General features: G+C 52.7%; 24 protein-coding genes and 1 tRNA gene. 14 read left to right on the forward strand and 11 right to left on the reverse strand.

The genetic code is table 11. The features are described 5' to 3' along the window. Positions 1-32: 32 nt before the first annotated feature. Positions 33-371, forward strand: a complete 339-nt coding sequence (locus B9Z39_RS05195; RefSeq protein ID WP_100144660.1) for a P-II family nitrogen regulator — start codon at positions 33-35, stop codon at positions 369-371. A gap of 1 nt (position 372) precedes the next feature. On the opposite strand, the gene B9Z39_RS05200 is transcribed toward B9Z39_RS05195, so the two are convergent. The 6 genes from B9Z39_RS05200 to B9Z39_RS05225 are packed head-to-tail and all read right to left on the reverse strand — an operon-like array spanning position 373 to position 3,566. Beyond that, positions 373-963 carry a TIGR00730 family Rossman fold protein gene (locus tag B9Z39_RS05200; protein ID WP_100144662.1) on the reverse strand — a complete coding sequence of 197 codons (591 nt, stop codon included), beginning with the start codon at positions 961-963 and terminating at the stop codon, positions 373-375. Further along, positions 960-1,343, reverse strand: a complete 384-nt coding sequence (locus tag B9Z39_RS05205; RefSeq protein ID WP_108300966.1) for a diacylglycerol kinase — start codon at positions 1,341-1,343, stop codon at positions 960-962. The genes B9Z39_RS05200 and B9Z39_RS05205 overlap by 4 nt, the downstream gene beginning before the upstream one ends. 10 nt (positions 1,344-1,353) lie before the next feature. Further along, a complete protein-coding gene (locus tag B9Z39_RS05210; protein WP_233248922.1) occupies positions 1,354-1,872 on the reverse strand; it encodes an RDD family protein in 519 nt (172 codons plus the stop codon). Continuing rightward, positions 1,869-2,537, reverse strand: a complete 669-nt coding sequence (locus B9Z39_RS05215) for a DUF3106 domain-containing protein (RefSeq protein WP_108300968.1) — start codon at positions 2,535-2,537, stop codon at positions 1,869-1,871. Before B9Z39_RS05215 ends, B9Z39_RS05210 begins: the two co-directional genes overlap by 4 nt. A gap of 22 nt (positions 2,538-2,559) precedes the next feature. Next, on the reverse strand, positions 2,560-3,003 hold the full coding sequence (locus B9Z39_RS05220; protein WP_108300969.1) for a DUF3619 family protein: 444 nt from the start codon (positions 3,001-3,003) through the stop codon (positions 2,560-2,562). Then, on the reverse strand, positions 3,000-3,566 hold the full coding sequence (locus B9Z39_RS05225) for an RNA polymerase sigma factor (protein WP_100144672.1): 567 nt from the start codon (positions 3,564-3,566) through the stop codon (positions 3,000-3,002). Before B9Z39_RS05225 ends, B9Z39_RS05220 begins: the two co-directional genes overlap by 4 nt. Positions 3,567-3,823: 257 nt before the next feature. On the opposite strand from B9Z39_RS05225, the gene B9Z39_RS05230 reads away from it, so the two are divergent. The 6 genes from B9Z39_RS05230 to B9Z39_RS05255 all read left to right on the forward strand — a co-directional run bounded on the left by B9Z39_RS05230 (position 3,824) and on the right by B9Z39_RS05255 (position 10,889). Further along, positions 3,824-5,596, forward strand: a complete 1,773-nt coding sequence (locus B9Z39_RS05230; RefSeq protein WP_100145112.1) for an acetolactate synthase 3 catalytic subunit — start codon at positions 3,824-3,826, stop codon at positions 5,594-5,596. Positions 5,597-5,612: 16 nt separating this feature from the next. After that, positions 5,613-6,104, forward strand: a complete 492-nt coding sequence (gene ilvN / locus B9Z39_RS05235) for an acetolactate synthase small subunit (protein ID WP_100144674.1) — start codon at positions 5,613-5,615, stop codon at positions 6,102-6,104. Between the two features lie 35 nt (positions 6,105-6,139). Then, positions 6,140-7,156 carry a ketol-acid reductoisomerase gene (gene ilvC / locus B9Z39_RS05240; RefSeq protein WP_100144676.1) on the forward strand — a complete coding sequence of 339 codons (1,017 nt, stop codon included), beginning with the start codon at positions 6,140-6,142 and terminating at the stop codon, positions 7,154-7,156. A 103-nt stretch (positions 7,157-7,259) separates the two neighbouring features. After that, positions 7,260-8,063, forward strand: coding sequence for a CDP-diacylglycerol--serine O-phosphatidyltransferase (pssA, locus tag B9Z39_RS05245; protein ID WP_100144678.1), 804 nt, complete (start codon positions 7,260-7,262; stop codon positions 8,061-8,063). A 206-nt stretch (positions 8,064-8,269) separates the two neighbouring features. Next, a complete protein-coding gene (locus B9Z39_RS05250) occupies positions 8,270-9,808 on the forward strand; it encodes a 2-isopropylmalate synthase (RefSeq protein ID WP_100144680.1) in 1,539 nt (512 codons plus the stop codon). 121 nt (positions 9,809-9,929) lie between these two features. Next, positions 9,930-10,889, forward strand: a complete 960-nt coding sequence (locus B9Z39_RS05255) for a serine hydrolase (protein WP_143474137.1) — start codon at positions 9,930-9,932, stop codon at positions 10,887-10,889. A gap of 52 nt (positions 10,890-10,941) precedes the next feature. Here the strand turns inward: B9Z39_RS05255 and B9Z39_RS05260 are convergent, their stop codons facing one another. The 3 genes from B9Z39_RS05260 to aat are packed head-to-tail and all read right to left on the reverse strand — an operon-like array spanning position 10,942 to position 13,236. Next, positions 10,942-11,721, reverse strand: a complete 780-nt coding sequence (locus tag B9Z39_RS05260; protein ID WP_100144682.1) for an IclR family transcriptional regulator — start codon at positions 11,719-11,721, stop codon at positions 10,942-10,944. A gap of 22 nt (positions 11,722-11,743) precedes the next feature. Continuing rightward, positions 11,744-12,478 (reverse strand): arginyltransferase, encoded by a 735-nt coding sequence (locus B9Z39_RS05265; protein WP_100144684.1) that lies wholly within the window; start codon positions 12,476-12,478, stop codon positions 11,744-11,746. After that, on the reverse strand, positions 12,475-13,236 hold the full coding sequence (aat, locus tag B9Z39_RS05270; RefSeq protein WP_100144686.1) for a leucyl/phenylalanyl-tRNA--protein transferase: 762 nt from the start codon (positions 13,234-13,236) through the stop codon (positions 12,475-12,477). The genes B9Z39_RS05265 and aat overlap by 4 nt, the downstream gene beginning before the upstream one ends. A gap of 74 nt (positions 13,237-13,310) precedes the next feature. Between aat and B9Z39_RS05275 the strand changes: the two genes are divergently transcribed. From B9Z39_RS05275 to B9Z39_RS05295, 5 genes are all read left to right on the forward strand, one after another. Further along, positions 13,311-14,363 (forward strand): M23 family metallopeptidase, encoded by a 1,053-nt coding sequence (locus B9Z39_RS05275; RefSeq protein WP_146183284.1) that lies wholly within the window; start codon positions 13,311-13,313, stop codon positions 14,361-14,363. A gap of 26 nt (positions 14,364-14,389) precedes the next feature. Further along, the gene (locus tag B9Z39_RS05280; RefSeq protein ID WP_158236123.1) at positions 14,390-14,833 is read left to right on the forward strand and encodes a polymer-forming cytoskeletal protein; all 444 of its coding nucleotides are present in this window, start codon (positions 14,390-14,392) and stop codon (positions 14,831-14,833) included. 65 nt (positions 14,834-14,898) lie between these two features. Continuing rightward, on the forward strand, positions 14,899-15,135 hold the full coding sequence (locus tag B9Z39_RS05285; protein WP_108300970.1) for a hypothetical protein: 237 nt from the start codon (positions 14,899-14,901) through the stop codon (positions 15,133-15,135). A gap of 31 nt (positions 15,136-15,166) precedes the next feature. Beyond that, the gene (locus B9Z39_RS05290; RefSeq protein WP_233202473.1) at positions 15,167-15,865 is read left to right on the forward strand and encodes a tripartite tricarboxylate transporter substrate binding protein; all 699 of its coding nucleotides are present in this window, start codon (positions 15,167-15,169) and stop codon (positions 15,863-15,865) included. Between the two features lie 65 nt (positions 15,866-15,930). Beyond that, positions 15,931-16,914, forward strand: a complete 984-nt coding sequence (locus B9Z39_RS05295) for a tripartite tricarboxylate transporter substrate binding protein (protein WP_108300971.1) — start codon at positions 15,931-15,933, stop codon at positions 16,912-16,914. Between the two features lie 72 nt (positions 16,915-16,986). Here B9Z39_RS05295 and B9Z39_RS05300 read toward each other — a convergent pair whose 3' ends face one another. Then, entirely contained in the window at positions 16,987-17,733 is a 747-nt protein-coding gene (locus B9Z39_RS05300) for a sulfite exporter TauE/SafE family protein (protein ID WP_100144698.1), read from the reverse strand. A gap of 171 nt (positions 17,734-17,904) precedes the next feature. Between B9Z39_RS05300 and B9Z39_RS05305 the strand changes: the two genes are divergently transcribed. Further along, entirely contained in the window at positions 17,905-19,683 is a 1,779-nt protein-coding gene (locus B9Z39_RS05305) for an ABC transporter transmembrane domain-containing protein (RefSeq protein WP_100145116.1), read from the forward strand. Between the two features lie 43 nt (positions 19,684-19,726). Here the strand turns inward: B9Z39_RS05305 and B9Z39_RS05310 are convergent. Further along, a tRNA-Ser gene (locus B9Z39_RS05310) sits at positions 19,727-19,817 on the reverse strand. 79 nt (positions 19,818-19,896) lie between these two features. On the opposite strand from B9Z39_RS05310, the gene B9Z39_RS05315 reads away from it, so the two are divergent. Beyond that, on the forward strand, positions 19,897-22,161 hold the full coding sequence (locus tag B9Z39_RS05315; protein ID WP_100144700.1) for an arginine/lysine/ornithine decarboxylase: 2,265 nt from the start codon (positions 19,897-19,899) through the stop codon (positions 22,159-22,161). Positions 22,162-22,190: the final 29 nt, after the last annotated feature.

Here is a 22,190-nt window from a genome sequence, read left to right on the forward strand (position 1 = left end):
CACGCTGTTTCTCGAATCTCCAAGGACTGACCATGAAGCAAATTACTGCCGTTATCAAACCATTCAAACTTGAAGAAGTCCGCGAAGCTTTGGCCGAGTGTGGTGTGACAGGTTTGACGGTGACCGAAGTCAAAGGCTTCGGGCGTCAAAAAGGACATACCGAGTTGTACCGCGGCGCGGAGTATGTGGTGGACTTTTTACCCAAGGTCAAGGTTGAGGTGGTGGTGAAGTCCACCGATGTTGATCTGTGTGTGGATGCGATCGTGCGTGCTGCGCGCACCGGCAAGATTGGCGACGGCAAGATCTTCATCACTTCGGTTGAACGCGTGGTGCGTATTCGCACGGGCGAACTCGACGAAACCGCGATTTAATTCAAAGCGCTGCGAGTTTGGCTTCGGGGGCGAAGCCAGCAGCTTGCACCAGCTCGCGCAGTAGTTCGCTTGCCACCGTACCGGTACGAATCAAATCCATTTGCCAATCACTCAAAAAGCCTTGTGTGACGCTGTTGCTGGCGAATTGCAATAAGCCGTCGTAATAGCCTTCGGTGTTGAGCAATCCAACGGGCTTGTCGTGGTAGCCCAATTGCCGCCAAGTCCAAACTTCAAAGAATTCTTCGAAAGTGCCAATCCCACCGGGTAAGGCTAAGAAGACATCAGCACGTTCAGCCATCATGTGTTTGCGTTCATGCATGGTGTCGACCACATGAAGTTCTGTGCAGGCCGTGCGTGTGTTCTCTTTGCTTTGTAGTGCTTTGGGAATGATGCCGACTACCCGCCCGCCGGCATCTGCGGTTGCTTGTGCTACCAAACCCATCAAGCCATTGTTCCCCCCGCCATACACCAACTGGCCTTGATGACGCCCAATCCAGTGACCAACTTCCTTGGCTACCTGTGCGTAAGCCGGTACCACGCCAGCGCGTGAACCACAGTAAACACAGACGGAAAAAGCAGGGGAGGATGTCATTTGAAAAAGTGTGTGTAGAGGGCTGCAGCCCAAACGCCGCTGCACAGTAACAAGCTGAGCAAGACGGCGGCGCTGCCCATGTCTTTGGCACGTTTTGAGAGTTCATGCCATTCGGGCCCCATGCGATCAATGGCCGACTCAATGCCTGTATTGAGCAATTCCACCACCATGACCAAGATCACGGTGCCAACGAGCAGCGTTGTTTCTACCCATGACTGCCCCAGCCAAAAAGCCAAAGGAATTAAGAGGAAGGATGCCAAGGCTTCTTGCTGAAAGGCTTTCTCATCCCAAGCTGCACGTAAGCCGCTGAGCGAGTAGCCCAAAGCGTGCCAGACACGATTCAGTCCGGTTCTATTTTTCTGCGGATTACTTTCTTCCATGGGCGAGACTTTAACGGCTCGCGGGGGGCTCGTTGACCAAACGTGTGCCTGCCCAGATGTCATGCCAAAACTGGCCTTGTGCTTGAAAGCGGCTGGTCAATGCCCACACCATGATCCAGCCGACGCAAATGACCAAAGTTTCTGAACCTGTGAGTTCATAAGGAGCAACGACTGCCAACGGTGGCAAGAACCAAATCCAGCTCAGCACATAACGACATAAGGCGCGTGTTTGCGTGACAGGATTTCCTGATGCACTGACCAGGCGGATGTGCCAGGTTTTCATCGCCAAGGTTTGGCCTTTGTGTCCGAACCACGTGAAGTAGATTGCAAAGACCAAAAACAAGAAAGCCTGCAATCCATGGCGGTTGTCCAAAGCATGCCGTGTCTGGCTCAAGGTGCTGAACAAATAACCCGAAATGAAAACGACACCAAACAGCAACAAACCTTCGTAAAGCCAACAGGCCATGCGTCGTAAAAGACGAGGGGCTTGCATCGACCCACGGTCGATGAACTCGGTTGACTCGCTCATTGTGCGGTGACCGAACTGTCGGGTGGGTTATTTGAGGGCGTGCTTGATGTTGCCGCTGCAGTACTTGGCAGTGGTGGCAGCAGCGTTGTGGGGGCTGCTTGTTGGGTGTCGATGCGGGGCAGGGGCTTGGTGCTTGAGCCCGTGGTGGGAGGCGCTGCCAGTTTGTTTGCAGAAATAGGTCTGACGGCTGGTGCCGCACCCAATGTGGCGTTGGGTTGTTGGGTTGCCAGTTTTTGTTTGGCTTCCGGGCTCAAGGCTTGGTAGGCCTCCCACTTGGTGCGCTTTTCGTCTTGTGGTAACTGTTTGACGTCTGCGAAATTCAAGCGTGCCAGGGTGCGTTGCTGGGGGCTGAGTGCGGCCCACTCGCGCATGCGTCCTTGGACGATGGATTTTTCATCGCTGGAGAGTTGCGCGAAATTTTGAGAGATCGCCAGCCACTTGCGTTTATGCGGCTCGGTCATGGTGGGCCACAGTTGCGCCAGTGGTGTCAACGCTTGTTGTTGTGCCGCTGTCAAATCTTGCCAAAGAGGCCGTGCACTGGCATTCGAGGTTGCTGTTTGCGTGTTGGTTGTCTGTGCCTGGACAGTCCAATGACCGTACGTCACCACAAACATCGCCAGTAACTGTGCGGTTAGTAAGAGCGTGGTTTTGGTGATGAAACGCATGCGATACGGCTCGTAGGTGACGTTATTCTTGCCGCTCGGTCGTGAGCGGCGTCTTTAAGAACTGAAGAAAGCCCGGATCGGCATAGGCCGTAGGAGGCAGATCGTCACTGAGCATGGCAGAGTCAACCTCAGCCAACTCACTCGCGCGGTTGTCGTCCAAAATATTTTGAATCAGCGCCAAACCTGCAATCAAGGCGATCAGTGGCAGCAAAGCAGCCAGGCGACTCCATAAATTGAGTCCTTCATCGCCAAAATGGAGCATGCCAACGCCGCCTTGAACAGTCACTTGCTGGCTGGTTTGTAGACGACTTTGCGTGGTCAAACGAGCAGCCACTGCACGGGTTCTGGCCGCACGCAGTCGTTCTGTGATGTCATGGGCCAGATCCATGCTCGCCGCATCCAGTCGAGCGGCGACGGCAAACCCAAATTGGTCTTGTGAATGAGGGGTTGTTGTAGATGTGGTCATGGTCGTAGCCCTTTGGCGGTGAGTGCTTTGCTGAGGGATTGGATAGCACGAGAACAGTGCGTTTTCACACTGCCCTCTGAACAACCCATGGCAGTAGCCGTCTCAGAAACGTCTAAGTCCTCCCAGTAACGCAGTAGGAAGGCTTCCCGTTGACGTGCTGGGAGATTTTGTATTTCTTCTTCTATTTCTCGCACATTGGCCGTGCTGGCGAAATTGTCTTCGGCGCTTTGGGTCAATTGCGAGTCGTTTTCGGTACTCAAAGACTCCAATAAATCGAAATCACCGTCTTCTTTACCTGAGTCAAAGTCGCTAAAGTTGCTAAACAGCGCACGGCGGGTTTTGTTACGTCGAAACCAATCCAACGTGGTGTTGGAGAGAATGCGCTGAAACAACATGGGGAGTTCACTGGCTGGCTTGTCGCCGTAGTGCTCAGCCAGTTTCATCATGCTGTCTTGAACGATGTCCAGTGCGGCCTCATCGTCCCGCACGTGGTAAACCGACCTCTTGAAGGCCCGTTTTTCAACACTTTGCAGAAAGTCTGAGAGTTCTTTTTCTGAAGCCACTAGCGCGCAGGATGAATGAATGAGCCGCGATTATGGCATTCACGTGCGGATAATTGACCCATGCTGTTCGGCTTGGCCCTTGCTTGATGCCATAATCGAAGGTTGCAATTCGACAAAAATAAGGCAAACGGGTCTCAGTTCGGCGCGAACACTCATAGGCGCTCATGGCTGATGGTCCAAAGTTTCGACGCTACCCCACAAGGGTGGGCGAAGAAGCACCCCGGGTTTTTCGTTGACGAAATTCACTAAGGTTGATCATGGAAATCAAAAACGCGCAAGCAAATTTTCCCGCTATTGCAGACGGGAAATCTCACGAATTGATGGGTGCCGAAATCCTTGTGAAGGCACTTCAAGCTGAAAACGTTCAGTACATCTGGGGTTACCCAGGTGGGTCAGTTCTCTATATTTACGACGCCTTGTACAAACAAGACACCATGCAGCACGTGTTGGTGCGGCATGAGCAGGCCGCCGTGCATGCCGCGGATGGCTACGCGCGTGCAACCGGGGAGGTCGGTGTTGCACTGGTAACGTCTGGACCCGGTGTGACCAATGCTGTGACAGGTATTGCAACAGCCTACATGGACAGCATCCCCATGGTGATCATCACCGGTCAAGTGCCCACCGCGGCGATTGGCTTGGATGCCTTCCAAGAGTGCGATACCGTGGGCATCACACGCCCAATCGTGAAACACAACTTTCTTGTCAAAGATGTTCGCGATTTGGCCGTTACCCTGAAAAAGGCCTTCCACATTGCACGCAGCGGCCGACCAGGCCCCGTGGTGGTGGATATTCCTAAGGATGTCTCGTTCAAGAAAACGACGTATGAAGGGTATCCGGCGGATGTGCAAATGCGCTCCTATAACCCTGTGCGTAAAGGCCATGGCGGGCAAATCCGCAAGGCCTTGCAATTGTTGATGGCCGCCAAGCGGCCCTACATCTACACCGGTGGTGGCGTGTTGCTGAGCAATGCTTCGGCAGAGTTGCGCAGCTTGGTCGATATGTTGGGTTACCCATGTACCAATACATTGATGGGTTTGGGGGCTTATCCGGCCAGTGATCCCAAGTTCCTGGGTATGTTGGGAATGCACGGCACCATCGAGGCCAACAATGCCATGCAGCATTGCGATGTCTTGTTGGCTGTTGGCGCACGTTTTGATGACCGTGTGATTGGCAATCCAAAGCACTTTGCTCAAAACGAGCGAAAGATTATCCATATCGACATTGATCCATCCAGCATTTCCAAACGTGTCAAAGTCGACATTCCTATTGTTGGGGATGTCAAAGACGTGTTGACCGAGATGATTGAGATGGTCAAAGAGTCGGGTCTCAAACCCGATGGGAATGCGTTGGGCGCATGGTGGGAAACCATTGATGGTTGGCGCAAACGTGATTGTTTGAAGTACGACCGCACCAACACCAGTGTCATCAAACCCCAGTACGTGATTGAAACCTTGCATCGCATGACCAAGGGAACAGACACCTACATTACCTCCGATGTTGGGCAACATCAAATGTGGGCTGCGCAATATTATGGGTTTGATGAGCCACGTCGTTGGATCAACTCAGGTGGGTTGGGCACGATGGGTGTGGGCATTCCATACGCGATGGGTATCAAGCTTGCCAAGCCCGATAGCGAGGTGTTTTGTGTCACGGGTGAAGGTTCGGTGCAGATGTGCATTCAGGAGTTATCGACCTGCCTGCAATACAACACCCCGATCAAGATCATGGCGCTAAACAACCGCTATTTGGGGATGGTGCGTCAGTGGCAAGAAATTGAATACTCTGGTCGCTACAGCAGCAGCTACATGGACGCCTTGCCTGATTTTGTCAAGCTGGCAGAGGCTTATGGCCATGTGGGAATGCTGATAGAGCGCCCCGAAGATGTTGAACCAGCTTTGCGCGAAGCGCGCAAACTCAAGGATCGCACGGTGTTCATGGACTTCAGAACAGACCCCACTGAAAACGTGTTTCCAATGGTTCAAGCTGGCAAAGGCATTACCGAAATGCTGCTTGGCAGCGAAGACCTGTGATCAGGGAGAAAAAGACATGAAACACATCATTTCCCTGATGCTCGAAAACGAACCCGGTGCTTTGTCGCGCGTGGTCGGTTTGTTCTCGGCACGTGGCTACAACATTGAATCCCTGACCGTGGCACCCACGGAAGACGCCAGCCTGTCTCGCATGACCATCCAGACCCATGGTTCAGACGATGTGATCGAGCAAATCACCAAGCACTTGAACCGCCTGATTGAAGTGGTCAAGGTCGTAGACCTGACCGAAGGTGCTTATACCGAGCGAGAGCTGATGTTGGTCAAAGTGCGTGCGGTAGGCAAAGAGCGCGAAGAAATGAAGCGCATGGCTGACATCTTTCGCGGTCGCATCATTGATGTGACGGAGAAGAGCTACACCATTGAGTTGACGGGTGATCAATCCAAGAACGATGCATTCTTGGAAGGCATTGACCGCAGTGCAATTCTTGAAACTGTTCGTACAGGTGCGTGCGGCATTGGCCGCGGTGAACGCATTTTGCGTGTTTGATTTCTAACCATTCCAAAAATTTTTTAGGAGAGACCATGAAGGTTTATTACGACAAAGACTGTGACCTGAGCCTGATCAAAGGCAAAACTGTAGCCATCATTGGTTACGGTTCCCAAGGACATGCCCATGCACAAAATTTGAATGACAGCGGCGTCAAAGTCGTTGTTGGCTTGCGCAAAGGTGGCGCTTCATGGGACAAAGTTGGCAAAGCCGGCTTGACCGTGATGGAAGTCAACGATGCAGTCAAAGCCGCTGACGTGGTGATGATCTTGTTGCCTGACGAGCAAATCGGCGAGGTCTACACCAACAACGTTGCTCCCAACATCAAACAAGGTGCTTCGCTGGCATTTGCCCACGGCTTTAACGTCCACTACAACCAAGTGATGCCACGTGCTGACTTGGATGTTTGGATGGTGGCTCCAAAGGCGCCCGGCCACACCGTGCGTAATACCTACACACAAGGTGGCGGTGTTCCGCATTTGGTGGCTGTGCATCAAGACAAAAGCGGAAAAGCCCGTGATTTGGCTTTGAGCTACGCCATGGCTAACGGTGGTGGCAAGGCCGGCATCATTGAGACCAACTTCAAAGAAGAAACCGAAACTGACTTGTTTGGTGAGCAAGCCGTGTTGTGCGGTGGTGCGGTTGAGTTGTTGAAGATGGGTTTTGAGACTTTGGTTGAAGCTGGCTATGCGCCTGAGATGGCCTACTTTGAGTGCTTGCACGAATTGAAGTTGATCGTTGATTTGATTTATGAGGGCGGTATCGCCAACATGAACTACTCCATCTCGAACAACGCCGAATTCGGTGAGTACGTGACGGGCCCTGAAGTGATCAACGAAGAGTCACGCAAAGCCATGCGTCACGCTTTGAAGCGCATTCAAAACGGTGACTATGCCAAGATGTTCATTCAAGAAGGCCGCTTGAACTATCCAAGCATGACCGCACGCCGCCGCAACACAGCCGACCATCAAATCGAGGTGGTCGGTAGCCAACTGCGCGCCATGATGCCTTGGATCGCCAAGAACAAGCTGGTCGATCAGACCCGCAACTGATCTTTTCGTTCCTCAACAACAAAGGCCACCTCGGTGGCCTTTGTTGTTCTTGCTGGGCAGTGCCAGCCTTTACACTCAACGTCTACTTTTCGGAGCCAGACCTATGTCGGACTTACACGATCACGCAGAGGAATACGTGCCTCGCAAACCCAGTAAGGGCATTTATGTGTTGCCCAATCTATTCACGTTAGCCGCCTTGTTTGGTGGTTTCTATGCCATCGTGATGGCGATGAATAACCATTTTGAAATGGCTGCCATCGGTGTTTTTTGTGCCATGGTGCTCGACAGCTTGGATGGTCGGGTGGCGCGCATGACCAATACACAGAGCGCGTTTGGCGAACAAATGGACTCGTTGGCAGACATGGTTTCATTTGGCGCGGCACCCGCATTGATTTCTTACGAATGGGCCCTCAAAGGGGTAGGCCGTTGGGGGTGGGTGGCCGCGTTTGTCTACATTTCATGCGCCGCGTTGCGCCTGGCACGCTTCAATGTCAACACAGCCGTTGTTGATCGTCGCTTTTTCCAGGGTTTGCCATCACCTGCTGCCGCTGCGCTGGTGATGGGCTTCATATGGTTAATGAACGACATGGGATATCAGGGGGCTGACGTGGTGTGGCCTATGTTTGTGATGTGTTTGTATTCCGGCTTGACCATGGTCACGAACGTGCCCTTTTACAGCTTCAAAGATGTTCAGATGAAGCGTAGTGTTCCGTTTGCAGTGATTGTGTTGTTGGCGCTGGTCATCGCCGTGATCAATATCCATCCGCCGATAGTGTTGTTCGCATTGTTCATGTTGTACGGTTTGAGTGGTTACGCCTTGTACGCATGGCGTCGTACCAAGGGCTTGCAAACCAGCGTCATCAGCACATCCACCGACGAGCCTGATGAGCAAGGTCTGCACAAGTGACAGGGTCGCGACTGAACAATTCTTTTTTGTGCTAAATTCAATACATGCAAAATTTTTCGCTGGCCCTACGACTGCTAACCCCCAACGGGCGGAGTTGGTAGCGCACGCGCGAACCCAAACAAGGCCCGTATGCACCTGCAGCGGGCCTTTTGCTTTGGGGTCGAGACACACGTTGTAGGTTTTCTGAGATTCAAGGAGTTCTGACCATGGCTGACAAGCTCATCATTTTTGACACCACTTTGCGTGACGGCGAGCAATCGCCTGGCGCTTCTATGACGCGTGACGAAAAGCTGCGCATCGCACGTCAGTTGGAACGTCTGAAAGTCGATGTCATCGAAGCAGGGTTTGCAGCCAGCTCGAACGGTGATTTTGAAGCTGTGCAAGCCATTGCCAACGCGATCAAAGACTCAACCATTTGCTCTTTGTCCCGCGCCAATGACCGAGACATCAGTCGTGCTGCTGAAGCTCTCAAAGGAGCCAACAGTGCACGCATTCATACATTCATTGCAACCTCGCCGTTGCACATGGAAAAGAAGCTGCGCATGTCACCCGAGCAAGTCCTTGAACAAGCCAAGCAAGCTGTGCGTTTTGCCCGTAATTTGGTGGGAGATATTGAGTTCAGTCCCGAAGACGGCTATCGCAGTGAGATGGACTTTTTGTGTCGTGTGATTGAAACCGTCATTGCAGAAGGGGCAACTACCATCAACGTGCCAGACACCGTGGGGTATGCCGTGCCTGAGTTGTATGGAAACTTCATCAAGACCTTGCGTGAGCGTGTACCCAACAGCGACAAAGCCATCTGGTCTGTCCATTGTCACAATGACTTGGGAATGGCCGTGGCAAACTCTTTGGCTGGCGTAAAAATTGGCGGTGCACGCCAAGTGGAATGCACGATCAATGGCTTGGGTGAGCGCGCTGGCAATTGTTCATTGGAAGAAGTTGTCATGGCTGTTAAAACACGCAAGGACTACTTCAACTTGGAGTTGGGCATTGACACACGTCAAATTGTTGCAGCCAGCCGTATGGTGAGCCAAACCACGGGCTTTGTAGTGCAACCTAACAAGGCCGTGGTTGGAGCCAATGCCTTTGCGCACGCTTCAGGCATTCATCAAGATGGCGTGCTCAAAGCCCGTGACACTTACGAAATCATGCGAGCGGAAGATGTAGGCTGGAGTGCCAACAAAATTGTTTTGGGCAAACTCAGTGGTCGCAATGCTTTCAAGCAGCGCCTGCAAGAGTTGGGTGTAGAGATGCAAAGTGAAAGTGAAATAAACACCGCGTTTGCCAAATTCAAAGAACTTGCTGATCGTAAAAGTGAAATCTTTGACGAAGACATCCTGGCATTGGTCAGTGAAGAGAGTGTTCACAACGACAAGGAGCAGTTTGCGTTTGTATCGTTGTCACAACACAGCGAAACCGGTGAACGACCACAAGCCAGTGTGGTTTTCACTGTGGGCGGTAAAGAGGTACGCGGTGAGTCTGACGGTAACGGCCCGGTCGATGCGTCACTCAAAGCAATTGAATCCCATGTCAAAAGTGGTGCCGAGATGGTGCTCTATTCCGTGAACGCCATCAGCGGCTCCACGGAGAGCCAAGGCGAGGTGACCGTGCGCCTGCAAAACAGTGGTCGCGTGGTCAACGGCGTTGGTTCTGATCCTGACATTGTGGTGGCTTCTGCCAAAGCTTATTTGGCCGCGTTGAACAAGCTGCAAAGCAAGGCTGACCGGGTGGCTGCGCAAGGTTGATTCAACGACGAGTACCTTTACTGGTTTGATCAAAAAAATCACGCAAGTCTTTGATCTTGCGTGATTTTTTATTTTTGGTAAACTGATAGCTACTTTGCATTTCAAGAACAAGGAACGACACTTGAAACAACTGCTCATCGCCACATCTTTCAGTTTTTTAGGAGCTTTGTTTGCTGTTTCGGCCCAGGCTGCAACACCGAATAAAACCAAAGCAGAAAAGTCCAAGCCGGCAGTTGTCAAGGTGCACATGCGTCGCAAGGCCGAGAAGGTCATTGCTGCAAAACCTTCGTTTGGTCAAATAGCAGGCCTGCATGCCACATCTGATCATTTGGATTTGAAATCTAGCGTGGCGTACGTCATTGACCAAGATACCCAAGAAGTTCTCTTGAGCAAAAACGACCAGGCTGTCTTGCCTATTGCATCCATTACCAAGTTGATGACAGGCGTGCTGATCAGCGAAGCCAAGCTGCCTTTAGATGAATCCATCACCATCACACAAGATGATGTTGACACGGAGAAGGGCAGTAGTTCACGCCTGCGCGTCGGAACCACATTGACACGCGGCGAGTTATTGCACCTCGCGTTGATGGCCAGTGAAAACCGTGCGGCACATGCTCTGGGCCGTACCTATCCAGGTGGGTTGTCTGTTTTTGTCAATTTGATGAACGCCAAGGCAGCCCAGCTAGGAATGCGTGATACCCGTTATGTCGAGCCCACAGGATTGTCCAGTCACAATCAGTCAAGCGCGAAAGACTTGGCAACATTGGTTGGCTCCGCGTACAACGACCCGATGCTGCGTGAACTCTCCACCTCCCCAAGCTATCAAGTTGAGGTTGGTAATCACACCTTGCAGTACAGAACGACCAATCGTTTGGTGAAAAATCCTAACTGGGATATCGGCTTACAAAAAACAGGTTATATCTCCGAAGCAGGCCAATGTTTGGTGATGCAAGCCAAAGTGGCCGGACGCAAGCTCATCATGGTGTTCTTGGACTCTGCGGGCAAACTGAGCCGTATTGCCGATGCGGAGCGCGTACGCAAATGGGTTGAAATCAACCATGCAGGTCGCCCACAAACCTGATACTGATTCAACCGTTACTCAAAAGCCGGCAGTACTGCTGGCTTTTTTACTTTCAAGCATGGCTGTCTTTGTAGCCCAGTGCGTATGAAATGGCCTGAGTGGTCATTTGTAGTTTGGGTAACCAGGTTTCATCCAGACGATCTGCCGGAGCAGAGATGGACAGGCCTGCCACCAATTTGCCTTGATCGTCGTAAATGCCAGAGGCCATGCAACGCACGCCCAACTCCAGTTCCTCGTTATCACGTGCCACTCCGTATTGACGCACTTTAGACAGTTCGCGCTCCAGTACGGGTAATTGCGTGATGCTGTTGCGGGTCTGACCACTCAAGCCCGTGCGCGTGGAGTACGCGCGCACGCGCTGCGGATCATCCATGGCTAAAAAAAGCTTGCCCACAGAGGTCAGGTGCAGTGGTGCACGTCCACCGATGGCTCTGACCACCTGCATTCCAGAACGTTCGCTGAACGCGCGTTCAACATAAACGATTTCATCGCCCTGTCGCACACTCAAATTGACCGGTTGCTGAATAAGCTTGTGCAGTTCTCGCATGGGTTGTACGGCCGCGTCTCGTACATTTAGGCGGTCCTTGACTAAATTACCCAATTCCAGCAACCGCATGCCCAGTCGATAATTTCCTGCTTCAGGCCTGTCCACAAAGCGTCCAACAGCCAGATCGTTCAAGATCCGATGAGTTGTCGATGGGTGTAAGCCCGTTCGTTCGCTGATTTCTTTGAGCGAGATGGCTTCTTCTCGTGATGCCAAGACATCAATGAGTGAAAAAATTCGCTCAATAACTTGAATGTTTGGCGTTGCAGGAACACTGGATTTACGCATCCGGTTATCTTACCTTGTGAAATCAGCAGTCTGTCCAATCACCCGCGATCAGACACTGATGCGGTTTGAAATTGGCTTTGTAGCGCATCTTGGGGCTGTCTTCTATCCAATAACCTAAGTAGGCGTAACGCAGTCCCAATTGGCGCACCTGTTCAATTTGCCACATCACGTTGTAAGTCCCATAACTGGCGCCTGCTTGTGGGTCGTAGAAGGTGTAGACAGCAGATAAGCCATCGTCAAGCAAATCCAGCACAGACACCATTCTGAGCTCACCCAACGTTTCATTTCCACTGGGCTCGCGAAACTCGACCAAGCGTGAATTGACACGGCTTTGCAAAAGAAACTGGGTGAATTGATCCACGTTATCTTGGTCCATGCCACCGCCTGCATGCCGCTGTGCTTGGTAACGTTGGTACAAAGCGTAGTGCTCTGGGATGTAGCCTAGGTTAAGGATGCGAGCTTCCAAATGTTCGTGTTGACGCCAAGCTCTGCGCTGGCTTCGGGTGGGGACATAGTCTTGTGCTTTGACACGCAAGGGCACGCATGCACGACAGCTGTCGCAATAAGGTCGGTAGGTGAACAAACCACTGCGGCGAAACCCTTGCTTGACCAAGTCCGAATAAACATCACTTTGGATCAAATGACTCGGCGTTGCGACTTGAGAGCGCGCAAATCGATTGGGTAAGTAACTGCAAGGGTAGGGCGCCGTGGCATAAAACTGCAACGCTTGAAAGGGTAAGTCTTGGAGGTGTGTCAATCGAGACCTCGTGGCAGCATCACTGTGTTCCAGTATATCGACCGATATTGCCACGCCATTGGGGGGGCTTCGCGCGCTTGAATCACGTCGTGAATGAATTGTTTGCGTGAGATCTCACGCGCGCCCAACGATCCCAAATGCTTGGTATTTTGCTGACAGTCAATCCAATGTGCGCCTTGGGCACGGGCAAACGCAACCAGAGCAGCCAAAGCGACTTTGGATGCATTGGGTTGCAAAGCGAACATGGACTCGCCAAAAATGCAACGTCCGATCGAGACGCAATACAAACCGCCGATCAACTCATCGTTAACCCAAGTCTCTACGCTGTGTGCAAATCCTGCTTTGTGCAGCGCTTCATAAGCTTGCACCATGTCATCCACAATCCATGTGCCGTTTTGACCCGGTCTTACTGCATTGGCGCAGTGGCGTATCACGCGAGAAAATGCGGTGTCGAACTTGACGTTGCAGCAGGGGTCTTGAATAAAAGCTTGCAGCGTTTTACGCATGGATCTGTGTAACTTGAAAGCTTCCACTTGGAGCACCATGCGAGGGTCAGGTGACCACCACAGCACAGGTTGTGTTTCGTTGAACCATGGAAACATGCCCTGGCTGTAGGCCTCATGAAGACGTGCGACAGACAAACCACCTCCCGCAGCAACCAACCCGGCAAGCCCTGAATCTGCTTTCAAGGCTGTATCTGCAGCAGGCAAGGGGGTTTCAGCTTCCAGCCAGGGAATCAATGGTCTATTGCGGTTCATGGGGACATTTTGAATCAAGCGATTTGAAAGCATTTTTAACCATATAGGGTCATATTTTTACGAAACATAGCCCCTTGTGTTTCATCTGCTTTGTTATCTTGGAAAACCATAGGCCAGTTGCAAATTCAACTCCCTACAATGACAAGCTTTGTGCCATCCAGCGATGGGCAACATGCTTTCAGAATCCGGAGTTTCTTATGCAACTGATGTGGGTGTCAGGGCCCACCGCCGCGGTGCGGACCATTTCTATCACCACCCGTAAGGTGATGGTTGGTGCATGTGTGTCTGCATTTTTCTTGGTGTCTTTTGGCGTTTTATTGCATTTCATTGGTTTTCGAATTGCCATTGAATTTAGCCCCAGTTTGGCCAGAAGTTTGGGTGGTGTTACCACAGAGGCTGAGCAACAACGTGTTGAGTCGGTCTATAGGGAGCGACTTGAAAAAATGCGCCAAAACCTGAGCGCCACGGTTCAAGAAATTAGGCAGCTTGAAACACTCAAAAATCGTTTCATGGATATCGCAACCCCCATCAACCTGCGCGACAAGATGGGGAAAAAAGAAGATGCACGTGGTGGCCCCTGGGTAGCGCCGCGCTTGCAAAGCAACAGCTCCAATGTTTTGAGTCAGGACCTGAGTGTTGCAGTCGATGAGTTTTCGCAGACCCAGATAGCGGTGAAAAATCTGAGTCAAAGTTGGGCGACACAACTTAATTGGCTGCATGCGCTGCCCACCGGTGTGCCGGTTGACAAAGATTTTCGCGTGACCAGTGGATTTGGTATTCGCAATGATCCTTTCACAGGTCAGTTGGCCATGCATGAGGGGCTGGATTTTGTGGCCGCAATGGGCGCCCCCGTGCTGTCCACAGCCGCAGGCACCGTCACACGCTCGGCCTGGGACGCTTCTTATGGCAATGTGGTAGAGGTCAGTCACATTGAAGGCTTCATCACCCGTTATGCTCATCTGAGCAAACGTATGGCGCAGGAAGGTCAACAAGTTCGCCGTGGTGAGGTTTTAGGGCAACTCGGTAGCACAGGGCGTTCTACAGGACCACATCTGCACTACGAAATCATGCGTCATGACCGGGTCATGAACCCAACGCAAATGCTGATTCAAATCAACGCCCAATGAGTCGCGCACCGTCAAAAAGGTCCAGCATGTTTGAAAAACTCAAAGACAAATCGTTGTCACCTTCCCAGGAGCGCTTTGACACCATCATTGGACGCACGACACAGATTTATGGTCGCTTGGTCTTGCTCGACAGCGTGCGCATCGATGGCAAAGTTGTGGGCAATATCGAAACCACGAAAGACAACAAAGTCACCGTTGCAATAGGTCTGACGGGCGAGGTTTCGGGCGACATCACGGCACACCGTGTCATGGTCGCTGGGCGCGTCGAAGGCAATATTTACGCCGCAGAGCGTGTTGAGTTCCACAAAGAGTCTGTCGTACAAGGTGATATTTCTTATGGCTCGATCGCTGTGGAACACGGTGCACGTTTGTTGGGATTGGTGATTCAAAATCCCAGCAGCGCTGCAGCAGCCAACAGCAACACCGATGCAAAAAATGTGATTCGCAAGGCCCAGGAATCAAGTGGCTGATGCGGTGTCAGGAGAGGATCGTTCCATCGACGAGTTAAGTTTGAATGGGTGTTTAACAAGCAAATATGAAACGATTTTTTGCGACATCGCTAGCGATTCTTTTGCTATGGACCCGTTTGGGGCATGCGCAAGACTGGCCGAACAAACCGATCAAATTGATCGTGCCTTTTCCTGCTGGTGGACCGACCGATATGGTCGGACGTGAGGCCGCCAACATCTTGCGTGACGAGTTCAAACAACCTGTTGTGGTGGAGAACCGTCCTGGCGGTAATGGGGGTCACGGGCCACGGCGTCTTGGCTAAAGCTGCGCCTGATGGTTACACGATAGGTCTGATGGTCATCACAGTCGCCATTGCCCCGCATGTGGGCGAAGTGCCCTTTGACACCTTCAAAGACTTCACACCCATCACCAACTTTGTGTCGATGACGCCGATCTTGATCGCGAATAAAGACACACCTTTCAATCATTTGTCTGATGTGGTCAGAGCCGCCAAGTCCCAGCCTGCTAAATATGCTTACGGAACGCCAGGACTCGCCACGGTGCCGCATTTGGCCGCTGAACTGTTGCAGCAACAAGCGGGCATATCGTTTCTTCACGTGCCGTACAAAGGTGCGACGCAACAAATTCAAGACTTGATCGGTGGCTCGACACAGCTTGACTTTCAAAGCTCTCTGGTCGTTGCCTTGCCGCAAATTAAAGCCGGAAAAGTCAAACCAATTGCGGTTTTTTCCGCCAAACGATCTGCTCAATTGCCCGATGTCCCGACTGTTGCAGAGTCGGGCTATCCCCAGCTCGTGGTCCAGCCTTGGTTTGGCATCGGTGCGCCTGCAGGTGTGCCGCCGGCAATCGTTCAAAAACTGCACGCCACTTTGGTGAAGGGCATGAACCAACCCGAGGTGTTGGAGCGTTTTGCCAGCATCGGTGCGACGGTCCAGCCTAGCGTCACACCGACAGATTTTGGCAACTTCATTCGCAAAGAACATGAACGTTGGGGCAAGGTCATTCGAGATGCCAACATTCGCACTGAATAAATAGAGCTAAATATTCGATCACCCATCTACTCATCCGTGAGTCTAAAAAAACTAGGAGACATGTCATGCAATTCACCCTCAAAGCTTCGCTGCTCAGTGCCATCACGCTGGCTCTTGTTGCCAGCGTGGCTACTGTTTCAGCGCAGAGTTTCCCCACCAAACCGGTTCGTGCCGTCGTGCCATTTTCTGCAGGTAGTGGCCCTGATTCTGTGGTCCGCATGGTGGGTGAAAAACTCAACCGTGAATTGGGTCAGCAATTGGTGGTGGATAACAAACCGGGCGCCAATGGCTGGTTGACGATTGGCGAGGTCAAACGCACCCCCGCCGATGGCTACAACCTGATGTTGGTGGATGCCACGCATATGTCCTTGCAGCAGCATCTCTACAAACAAATGCCATTTGATCCAGTGAAAGACTTTGATCTTGTGGCGCCTCTCTACACCACCAATTTTTTCATTGTGGTCAGCGCCAATTCACCCTGGAAAAGCGTGAGTGATTTGATTGCTGCGGCAAAAGCCAAAGACAACGAAATCACGTATGGCAACTGGGGCATCGGTAGCGTGGCCCATGTGGGCACCGCCATGCTGGAGAGCGCCACGGGCACCCAAATGCGCCACATTCCATTCAAAGAGTTGCCACAGCTCTACACCGCAGTCTCGACAGGTGAAGTGGACTGGGCTTTTGGCACGGCAGCTTCAGCTGGACCGCTGTACAAAGCCAAAAAAGTGAAGTTCTTGGCCTATGCGGGTACCAAGCGTTTAGCGGGTTACACCGATGTGCCAACCGTGGGTGAGGCAGGTGGCCCCAATAATTTTGAATTGAACACCTGGGTCGCTTTTTATGCACCCAAAGGCGTGCCCAAAGCAACCGTGGATCGCCTCTACAGCAGCACCCAAAAAGCCATGGCGGAGCCGGATGTGAAGGAGCGTTTGAACGCCGTAGGATTTGAGCCTTGGATGGTCGCACCCGCTGACGCCACCAAAGTTGCAGAAGCAGACCGACTGCGTTTTGCCGAAGTGGTCAAGAAGGCCAAAATTTCCGTGGATTAAGTCAACAAAATTTTGAATTGATCTCAAGCCTCTGCCGATGCAGGAGCTTTTTTTATGGGCTCCACGCCGCCATCACATGGCCGAAATAGCGTCCACCATCAATTTGATGGAGATGATGAACAAACCAATTTGAATCAATCGGAAGAACCAGGCATCGGCGATCTTTTTAGTGAGGTAGGCACCCAAGACCGTACCAATCAACGCCATGGGAATCAGAAACATGGCACTCATCAGATCTTCCATCGTGTAAGGACGTAGTTGCTGATAAGGCAAAATTTTTGCAGCATTGATGACTGCAAACACCAAGGTGGCTGTGCCCGCAAACTCGGCCTTCGGTAGGCGCTGAGGCAGCATGTACACCTGAAATGGCGGTGCACCTGCATGCGAGATGAAACTCGTGAAGCCAGCCAACGACCCCCAGAACAGACCTTTGCCCACATGGGCGGGCTGCGTGGCTTGGTTGGCTTGTTTTCTCAGCCATGTGTTCAAACAAAAGCCAATACCTATCACCCCCAACAGCAGTTTGATGGCGATATCGGAGATGTAAGACGCCGTGAGCCAGCCAATGACCACGCCCAGCACACCGGCTGGAATCAAAATCTTGAGGTTGGGCAGGCTGAAATTTTTACGGTACAGCCAAACGCCCACCACGTCAGAGATTACATAGATGGGCAGCAACAGCACCGCTGCCTTCATGGGGGAAATGACCAATGAGAGGATAGGCACCGCCAGCATGCCAATGGAGGGTAGGCCACCTTTGGATAGACCAATCAACAACGCCCCCAAATTGGTGATTAAAAAAAACTCATCAATGATCATGTGGGCCTTTGTTGAAAGTGCCTTACAACAAAAAAAGCCCCTGCGTCTCAGGGGCTTCAGTGCGTACGGCGTGACGTGCTGGAGTTCTAATTTTAGTCAAACGCCCGGCAGGGTGTGTCTTCTTGGTGCCACGCAGGTCGCTTCGATCACAATGCAGCAAAGGACTCGCGCATGACTGACACACCAAGCTCCTTGCCAACGCCCAAGCCAACACCAGGCGCGTTGAGCATGCTCTTACCCTTTCTGCGGCCCTATCGGCTGCGCCTCACCCTGGCTGGACTCTTCTTGCTGCTGGCAGCAGGCACTACCTTGGCGTTTCCCTGGGCACTTCGAATGCTGATTGATCAAGGCTTGGCTAGCCCTGATGCCAGCGATCAACTGGTCGTCCACTTTGTTGAACTCTTTTTGGTGGCGGCTGCTTTGGCTGTGTTTTCAGCCTTGCGGTTTTACTTCGTCACATGGCTGGGCGAACGTGTGACCGCAGACATTCGCAATGCGGTGTATGCGCATGTGCTCAGACAAAGTCCATCTTTCTTTGAAACGACCCAGACGGGGGAAGTCCTGTCTCGATTGACCAATGACACCACCTTGATTCAAACCGTGGTGGGATCGTCCTTGTCGATGGGGCTGCGTAACCTCATCATGGGTCTAGGCGCTTTGGCCATGTTGATTTGGACCAATCCGTTCTTGATGCTGCAAGTGCTGGCCGTGCTGGTGTTGGTGGTGTGGCCCAGCGTGATGTTGGGGCGTCGTGTCAGACGTTTGTCACGTGCCAGCCAAGACCGCGTGGCCGATGCCAGCGCCATTGCATCTGAAGTGCTCAATGCCATTCCTGTGGTGCAAAGCTACAACGCCCAAGCCAAAGAAACCCAGCGGTTCAAGATGTCCACGCAGCAAGCGGTAGGCACCGCACTCAAGCGTGCCAAAGCCCGTTCTTTGCTGGTTGGCTTCATCATCTTGACCACCAGCGCGGCCTTGTTGTGGGGGCTCTACCAAGGCACGTTGGCGGTTCAACACGGCACCACCACTGCTGGCGAGCTGGGGCAGACCGTGGTGTACGTGATTTTGTTGGCCAGTGCCTTTGCCGTGTTGGGTGAGGTGTACGGTGACCTGCTCAGAGCGGCAGGTGCTGCTGAACGTTTGATGGAGTTGCTCCATGCTGAATCTGACTTGTTGTTACCACGGCATCCTCAGCATCCGGCATGGCCTGCAGCAGGGTCGTCGGTCGTCTTGCATGCGGTCACATTCCGTTACCCATCGAGGCCTGAGCTGCCTGCCGTGAAAGACTTTGCGGCACAGGTTGATGCGGGACAAACGGTGGCAATTGTTGGCCCCAGTGGTGCGGGAAAAAGCACCATCTTCAACTTGCTGTTGCGTTTTCATGACCCTGACCAAGGCGAAATTTTGCTTGACGGTGTTGCGTTGCCCAAGATGGACTTGCATGATTTGCGCCAACGCATCGGCATCGTCCCGCAAGATGCTGTGATCTTCTCTGGGACTGCATACGACAACATTCTGTATGGTCAGCCCGATGCATCACGCGAACAGGTGTTGGCTGCAGCGAAGGCTGCATTTGCTGATGAATTCATTGAAAAGTTGCCACAAGGCTATGACACCTTTTTGGGCGAGCGAGGTGTTCGTCTGTCGGGCGGGCAGCGTCAGCGTATCTCCATCGCGCGCGCCATTTTGAAAAATCCGCCTTTGTTGTTGTTGGACGAAGCCACCAGCGCTTTAGACACACACAGCGAGCGCATGGTGCAAGCGGCGCTGAGCATGGCGATGAAAGGGCGCACTACCCTCGTGATTGCCCACCGCTTGTCCACCGTCCAGCGTGCCGATGTGATTTGGGTCATGGAGCATGGTGCGTTGGTAGAGGTTGGAAACCACGCGCAACTGCTGGAGCGCGCTGGCTTGTATGCCAATTTGGCAGCATTGCAATTTGGCAATTGAATGAAAAAAAGCCCCGGTCCTAAGACAGGGGCTTTGATTTTTCTGGCGGAGCAGGCGGGATTCGAACCCGCGGTGGGCTATTAACCCACACACGCTTTCCAGGCGTGCGACTTAAACCACTCATCCACCGCTCCGAAGCTCGGCATTGTAGCAGTGGGCGAGTACACTTCGCCGCTGTTGTTTTGTCAAAGTCCGTACTGCCCGGAGTCCCGCATGAAATTTCGCTTTCCCATCGTCATCATCGACGAGGATTTTCGTTCCGAGAACACCTCGGGTTTGGGTATCCGTGCCTTGGCCGAAGCCATTGAAGGCGAAGGCTACGAGGTCATGGGGGCCACCAGCTATGGCGACCTGAGCCAGTTCGCGCAACAACAGTCGCGTGCCAGTGCCTTCATTTTGTCGATTGACGACGAAGAATTCACACCGGGTCCCGACTTAGATCCTGCCGTACTCAATTTGCGCAACTTCATTGAAGAAGTGCGGCGCAAAAACGCCGATGTGCCGATCTATGTGTACGGTGAAACCAAAACCTCGCGTCACTTGCCCAACGACATCTTGCGCGAATTGCATGGCTTCATCCACATGTTCGAAGACACGCCTGAATTTGTGGCGCGCCACATCATCCGTGAAGCCAAGAGCTATTTGGAGAGCGTGCAACCCCCGTTCTTCAAAGCCTTGCTCGACTACGCAGAAGACGGCTCTTACTCTTGGCACTGTCCAGGCCACTCGGGTGGCGTGGCCTTTTTGAAGAGCCCCGTCGGCCAGATGTACCACCAGTTCTATGGTGAAAACATGTTGCGTGCCGACGTGTGCAACGCGGTGGAAGAGTTGGGTCAATTGCTCGACCACAACGGCGCCATTGGTGAGAGCGAGCGCAACGCGGCGCGTATCTTCAACGCAGACCATTGCTTCTTTGTCACCAACGGCACCAGCACCTCCAACAAAATCGTCTGGCACCACACCGTGGCTCCTGGTGATGTGGTGGTGGTGGATCGCAACTGTCACAAGTCGGTGCTGCACGCCATCATCATGACCGGTGCTGTGCCCGTGTTCTTGAAGCCCACACGCAACCACTACGGCATCATTGGACCCATCCCCAAAAGTGAGTTTGAACCTGCTGCCATTCAAGCCAAGATCAAAGCCAACCCTTTGCTCAAAGGCGTGGACGCCAAAAAGGTCAAACCCCGTGTGTTGACCCTCACGCAGTCCACCTACGACGGCGTGCTCTACAACACCGAGACCATCAAGAAAATGCTTGACGGCTATGTGGCCAATCTGCACTTTGACGAAGCTTGGTTGCCGCATGCTGCCTTCAACCCGTTCTACGGCACCTACCACGCCATGGGCAAAAAGCGTGAACGCCCCATGCATTCGGTGGTGTATGCCACGCAGTCCATCCACAAGTTGCTGGCGGGTATCAGCCAGGCCAGTCATGTGCTGGTGCAAGACTCGCAAAAGACCAAGTTGGACCGTCACCTGTTCAACGAAGCCTATTTGATGCACACCAGCACCAGTCCGCAGTACAGCATCATTGCTAGCTGTGACGTGGCAGCGGCCATGATGGAGCCACCCGGCGGCACCGCCTTGGTGGAAGAAAGCATTGCCGAAGCTCTGGATTTCCGCCGTGCCATGCGCAAAGTCGACGAAGAGTACGGCAAAGACTGGTGGTTCAAAGTCTGGGGCCCCGATGAGCTGGTGGACGACGGCATTGGCCGCGCTGAGAGCTGGATCATCAAAGGCACGGGCAAGTCGTCCAAATGGCACGGCTTTGGCAAATTGGCTGACGGCTTCAACATGCTTGACCCCATCAAGGCCACCATCGTGACGCCAGGGTTAGACCTGAACGGCAAGTTTGACAAGAGCGGTATTCCCGCCAGCATCGTCACCAAGTTTTTGGCAGAGCACGGTGTGATCGTTGAAAAGACGGGCCTGTACAGCTTCTTCATCATGTTCACCATCGGCATCACCAAGGGCCGTTGGAACTCTTTGTTGACAGCGTTGCAGCAGTTCAAAGATGACTACGACCGCAATCAGCCCATGTGGCGTATCCTGCCCGAGTTCTGTCAAAAGCACCGTGCGTATGAACGCATGGGCTTGCGTGACTTGTGCCAGCACGTCCACACCTTGTATGCCAAGTACGACATTGCACGGTTAACCACAGACATGTATTTGTCGGACTTGACCCCGGCCATGAAACCCAGTGACGCGTACGCACAAATTGCGCACCGCAACACCGAGCGCGTGCCCGTGGATGAGTTGCTGGGGCGCATCACGACCAGCTTGGTCACGCCTTATCCTCCCGGTATTCCTTTGCTCATTCCGGGTGAGGTGTTCAATAAGAAAATCGTGGACTATCTCAAGTTTGCACGCGAATTCAACTTGCAATGCCCTGGCTTTGAAACCGACATCCATGGCTTGGTCGAAGAGGTCGCTCCAGACGGCAAGAGGTCTTACTTTGCCGACTGTGTGAAGCAATAAAAAAGAGCGCCTCGGCGCTCTTTTTTGTG

The sequence above is a fragment of the Limnohabitans sp. JirII-29 genome (assembly GCF_003063395.1).
GTDB lineage: Bacteria > Pseudomonadota > Gammaproteobacteria > Burkholderiales > Burkholderiaceae_C > Limnohabitans.

What these genes read in the sequence shown, in the direction of transcription:
- B9Z39_RS05285 (WP_108300970.1), top strand. Translation starts at nt 14,899, where the DNA reads ATGAAACGATTTTTTGCGACATCGCTAGCGATTCTTTTGCTATGGACC.
- B9Z39_RS05220 (WP_108300969.1), bottom strand. Translation starts at nt 3,003, where the DNA reads ATGACCACATCTACAACAACCCCTCATTCACAAGACCAATTTGGGTTT.
- ilvN (WP_100144674.1), top strand. Translation starts at nt 5,613, where the DNA reads ATGAAACACATCATTTCCCTGATGCTCGAAAACGAACCCGGTGCTTTG.
- B9Z39_RS05280 (WP_158236123.1), top strand. Translation starts at nt 14,390, where the DNA reads ATGTTTGAAAAACTCAAAGACAAATCGTTGTCACCTTCCCAGGAGCGC.
- B9Z39_RS05300 (WP_100144698.1), bottom strand. Translation starts at nt 17,733, where the DNA reads ATGATCATTGATGAGTTTTTTTTAATCACCAATTTGGGGGCGTTGTTG.
- B9Z39_RS05215 (WP_108300968.1), bottom strand. Translation starts at nt 2,537, where the DNA reads ATGCGTTTCATCACCAAAACCACGCTCTTACTAACCGCACAGTTACTG.
- B9Z39_RS05200 (WP_100144662.1), bottom strand. Translation starts at nt 963, where the DNA reads ATGACATCCTCCCCTGCTTTTTCCGTCTGTGTTTACTGTGGTTCACGC.
- B9Z39_RS05210 (WP_233248922.1), bottom strand. Translation starts at nt 1,872, where the DNA reads ATGAGCGAGTCAACCGAGTTCATCGACCGTGGGTCGATGCAAGCCCCT.
- B9Z39_RS05260 (WP_100144682.1), bottom strand. Translation starts at nt 11,721, where the DNA reads ATGCGTAAATCCAGTGTTCCTGCAACGCCAAACATTCAAGTTATTGAG.
- pssA (WP_100144678.1), top strand. Translation starts at nt 7,260, where the DNA reads ATGTCGGACTTACACGATCACGCAGAGGAATACGTGCCTCGCAAACCC.
- B9Z39_RS05230 (WP_100145112.1), top strand. Translation starts at nt 3,824, where the DNA reads ATGGAAATCAAAAACGCGCAAGCAAATTTTCCCGCTATTGCAGACGGG.
- B9Z39_RS05305 (WP_100145116.1), top strand. Translation starts at nt 17,905, where the DNA reads ATGACTGACACACCAAGCTCCTTGCCAACGCCCAAGCCAACACCAGGC.
- B9Z39_RS05250 (WP_100144680.1), top strand. Translation starts at nt 8,270, where the DNA reads ATGGCTGACAAGCTCATCATTTTTGACACCACTTTGCGTGACGGCGAG.
- B9Z39_RS05290 (WP_233202473.1), top strand. Translation starts at nt 15,167, where the DNA reads ATGGTCATCACAGTCGCCATTGCCCCGCATGTGGGCGAAGTGCCCTTT.
- aat (WP_100144686.1), bottom strand. Translation starts at nt 13,236, where the DNA reads ATGAACCGCAATAGACCATTGATTCCCTGGCTGGAAGCTGAAACCCCC.
- B9Z39_RS05295 (WP_108300971.1), top strand. Translation starts at nt 15,931, where the DNA reads ATGCAATTCACCCTCAAAGCTTCGCTGCTCAGTGCCATCACGCTGGCT.
- B9Z39_RS05315 (WP_100144700.1), top strand. Translation starts at nt 19,897, where the DNA reads ATGAAATTTCGCTTTCCCATCGTCATCATCGACGAGGATTTTCGTTCC.
- B9Z39_RS05195 (WP_100144660.1), top strand. Translation starts at nt 33, where the DNA reads ATGAAGCAAATTACTGCCGTTATCAAACCATTCAAACTTGAAGAAGTC.
- B9Z39_RS05205 (WP_108300966.1), bottom strand. Translation starts at nt 1,343, where the DNA reads ATGGAAGAAAGTAATCCGCAGAAAAATAGAACCGGACTGAATCGTGTC.
- ilvC (WP_100144676.1), top strand. Translation starts at nt 6,140, where the DNA reads ATGAAGGTTTATTACGACAAAGACTGTGACCTGAGCCTGATCAAAGGC.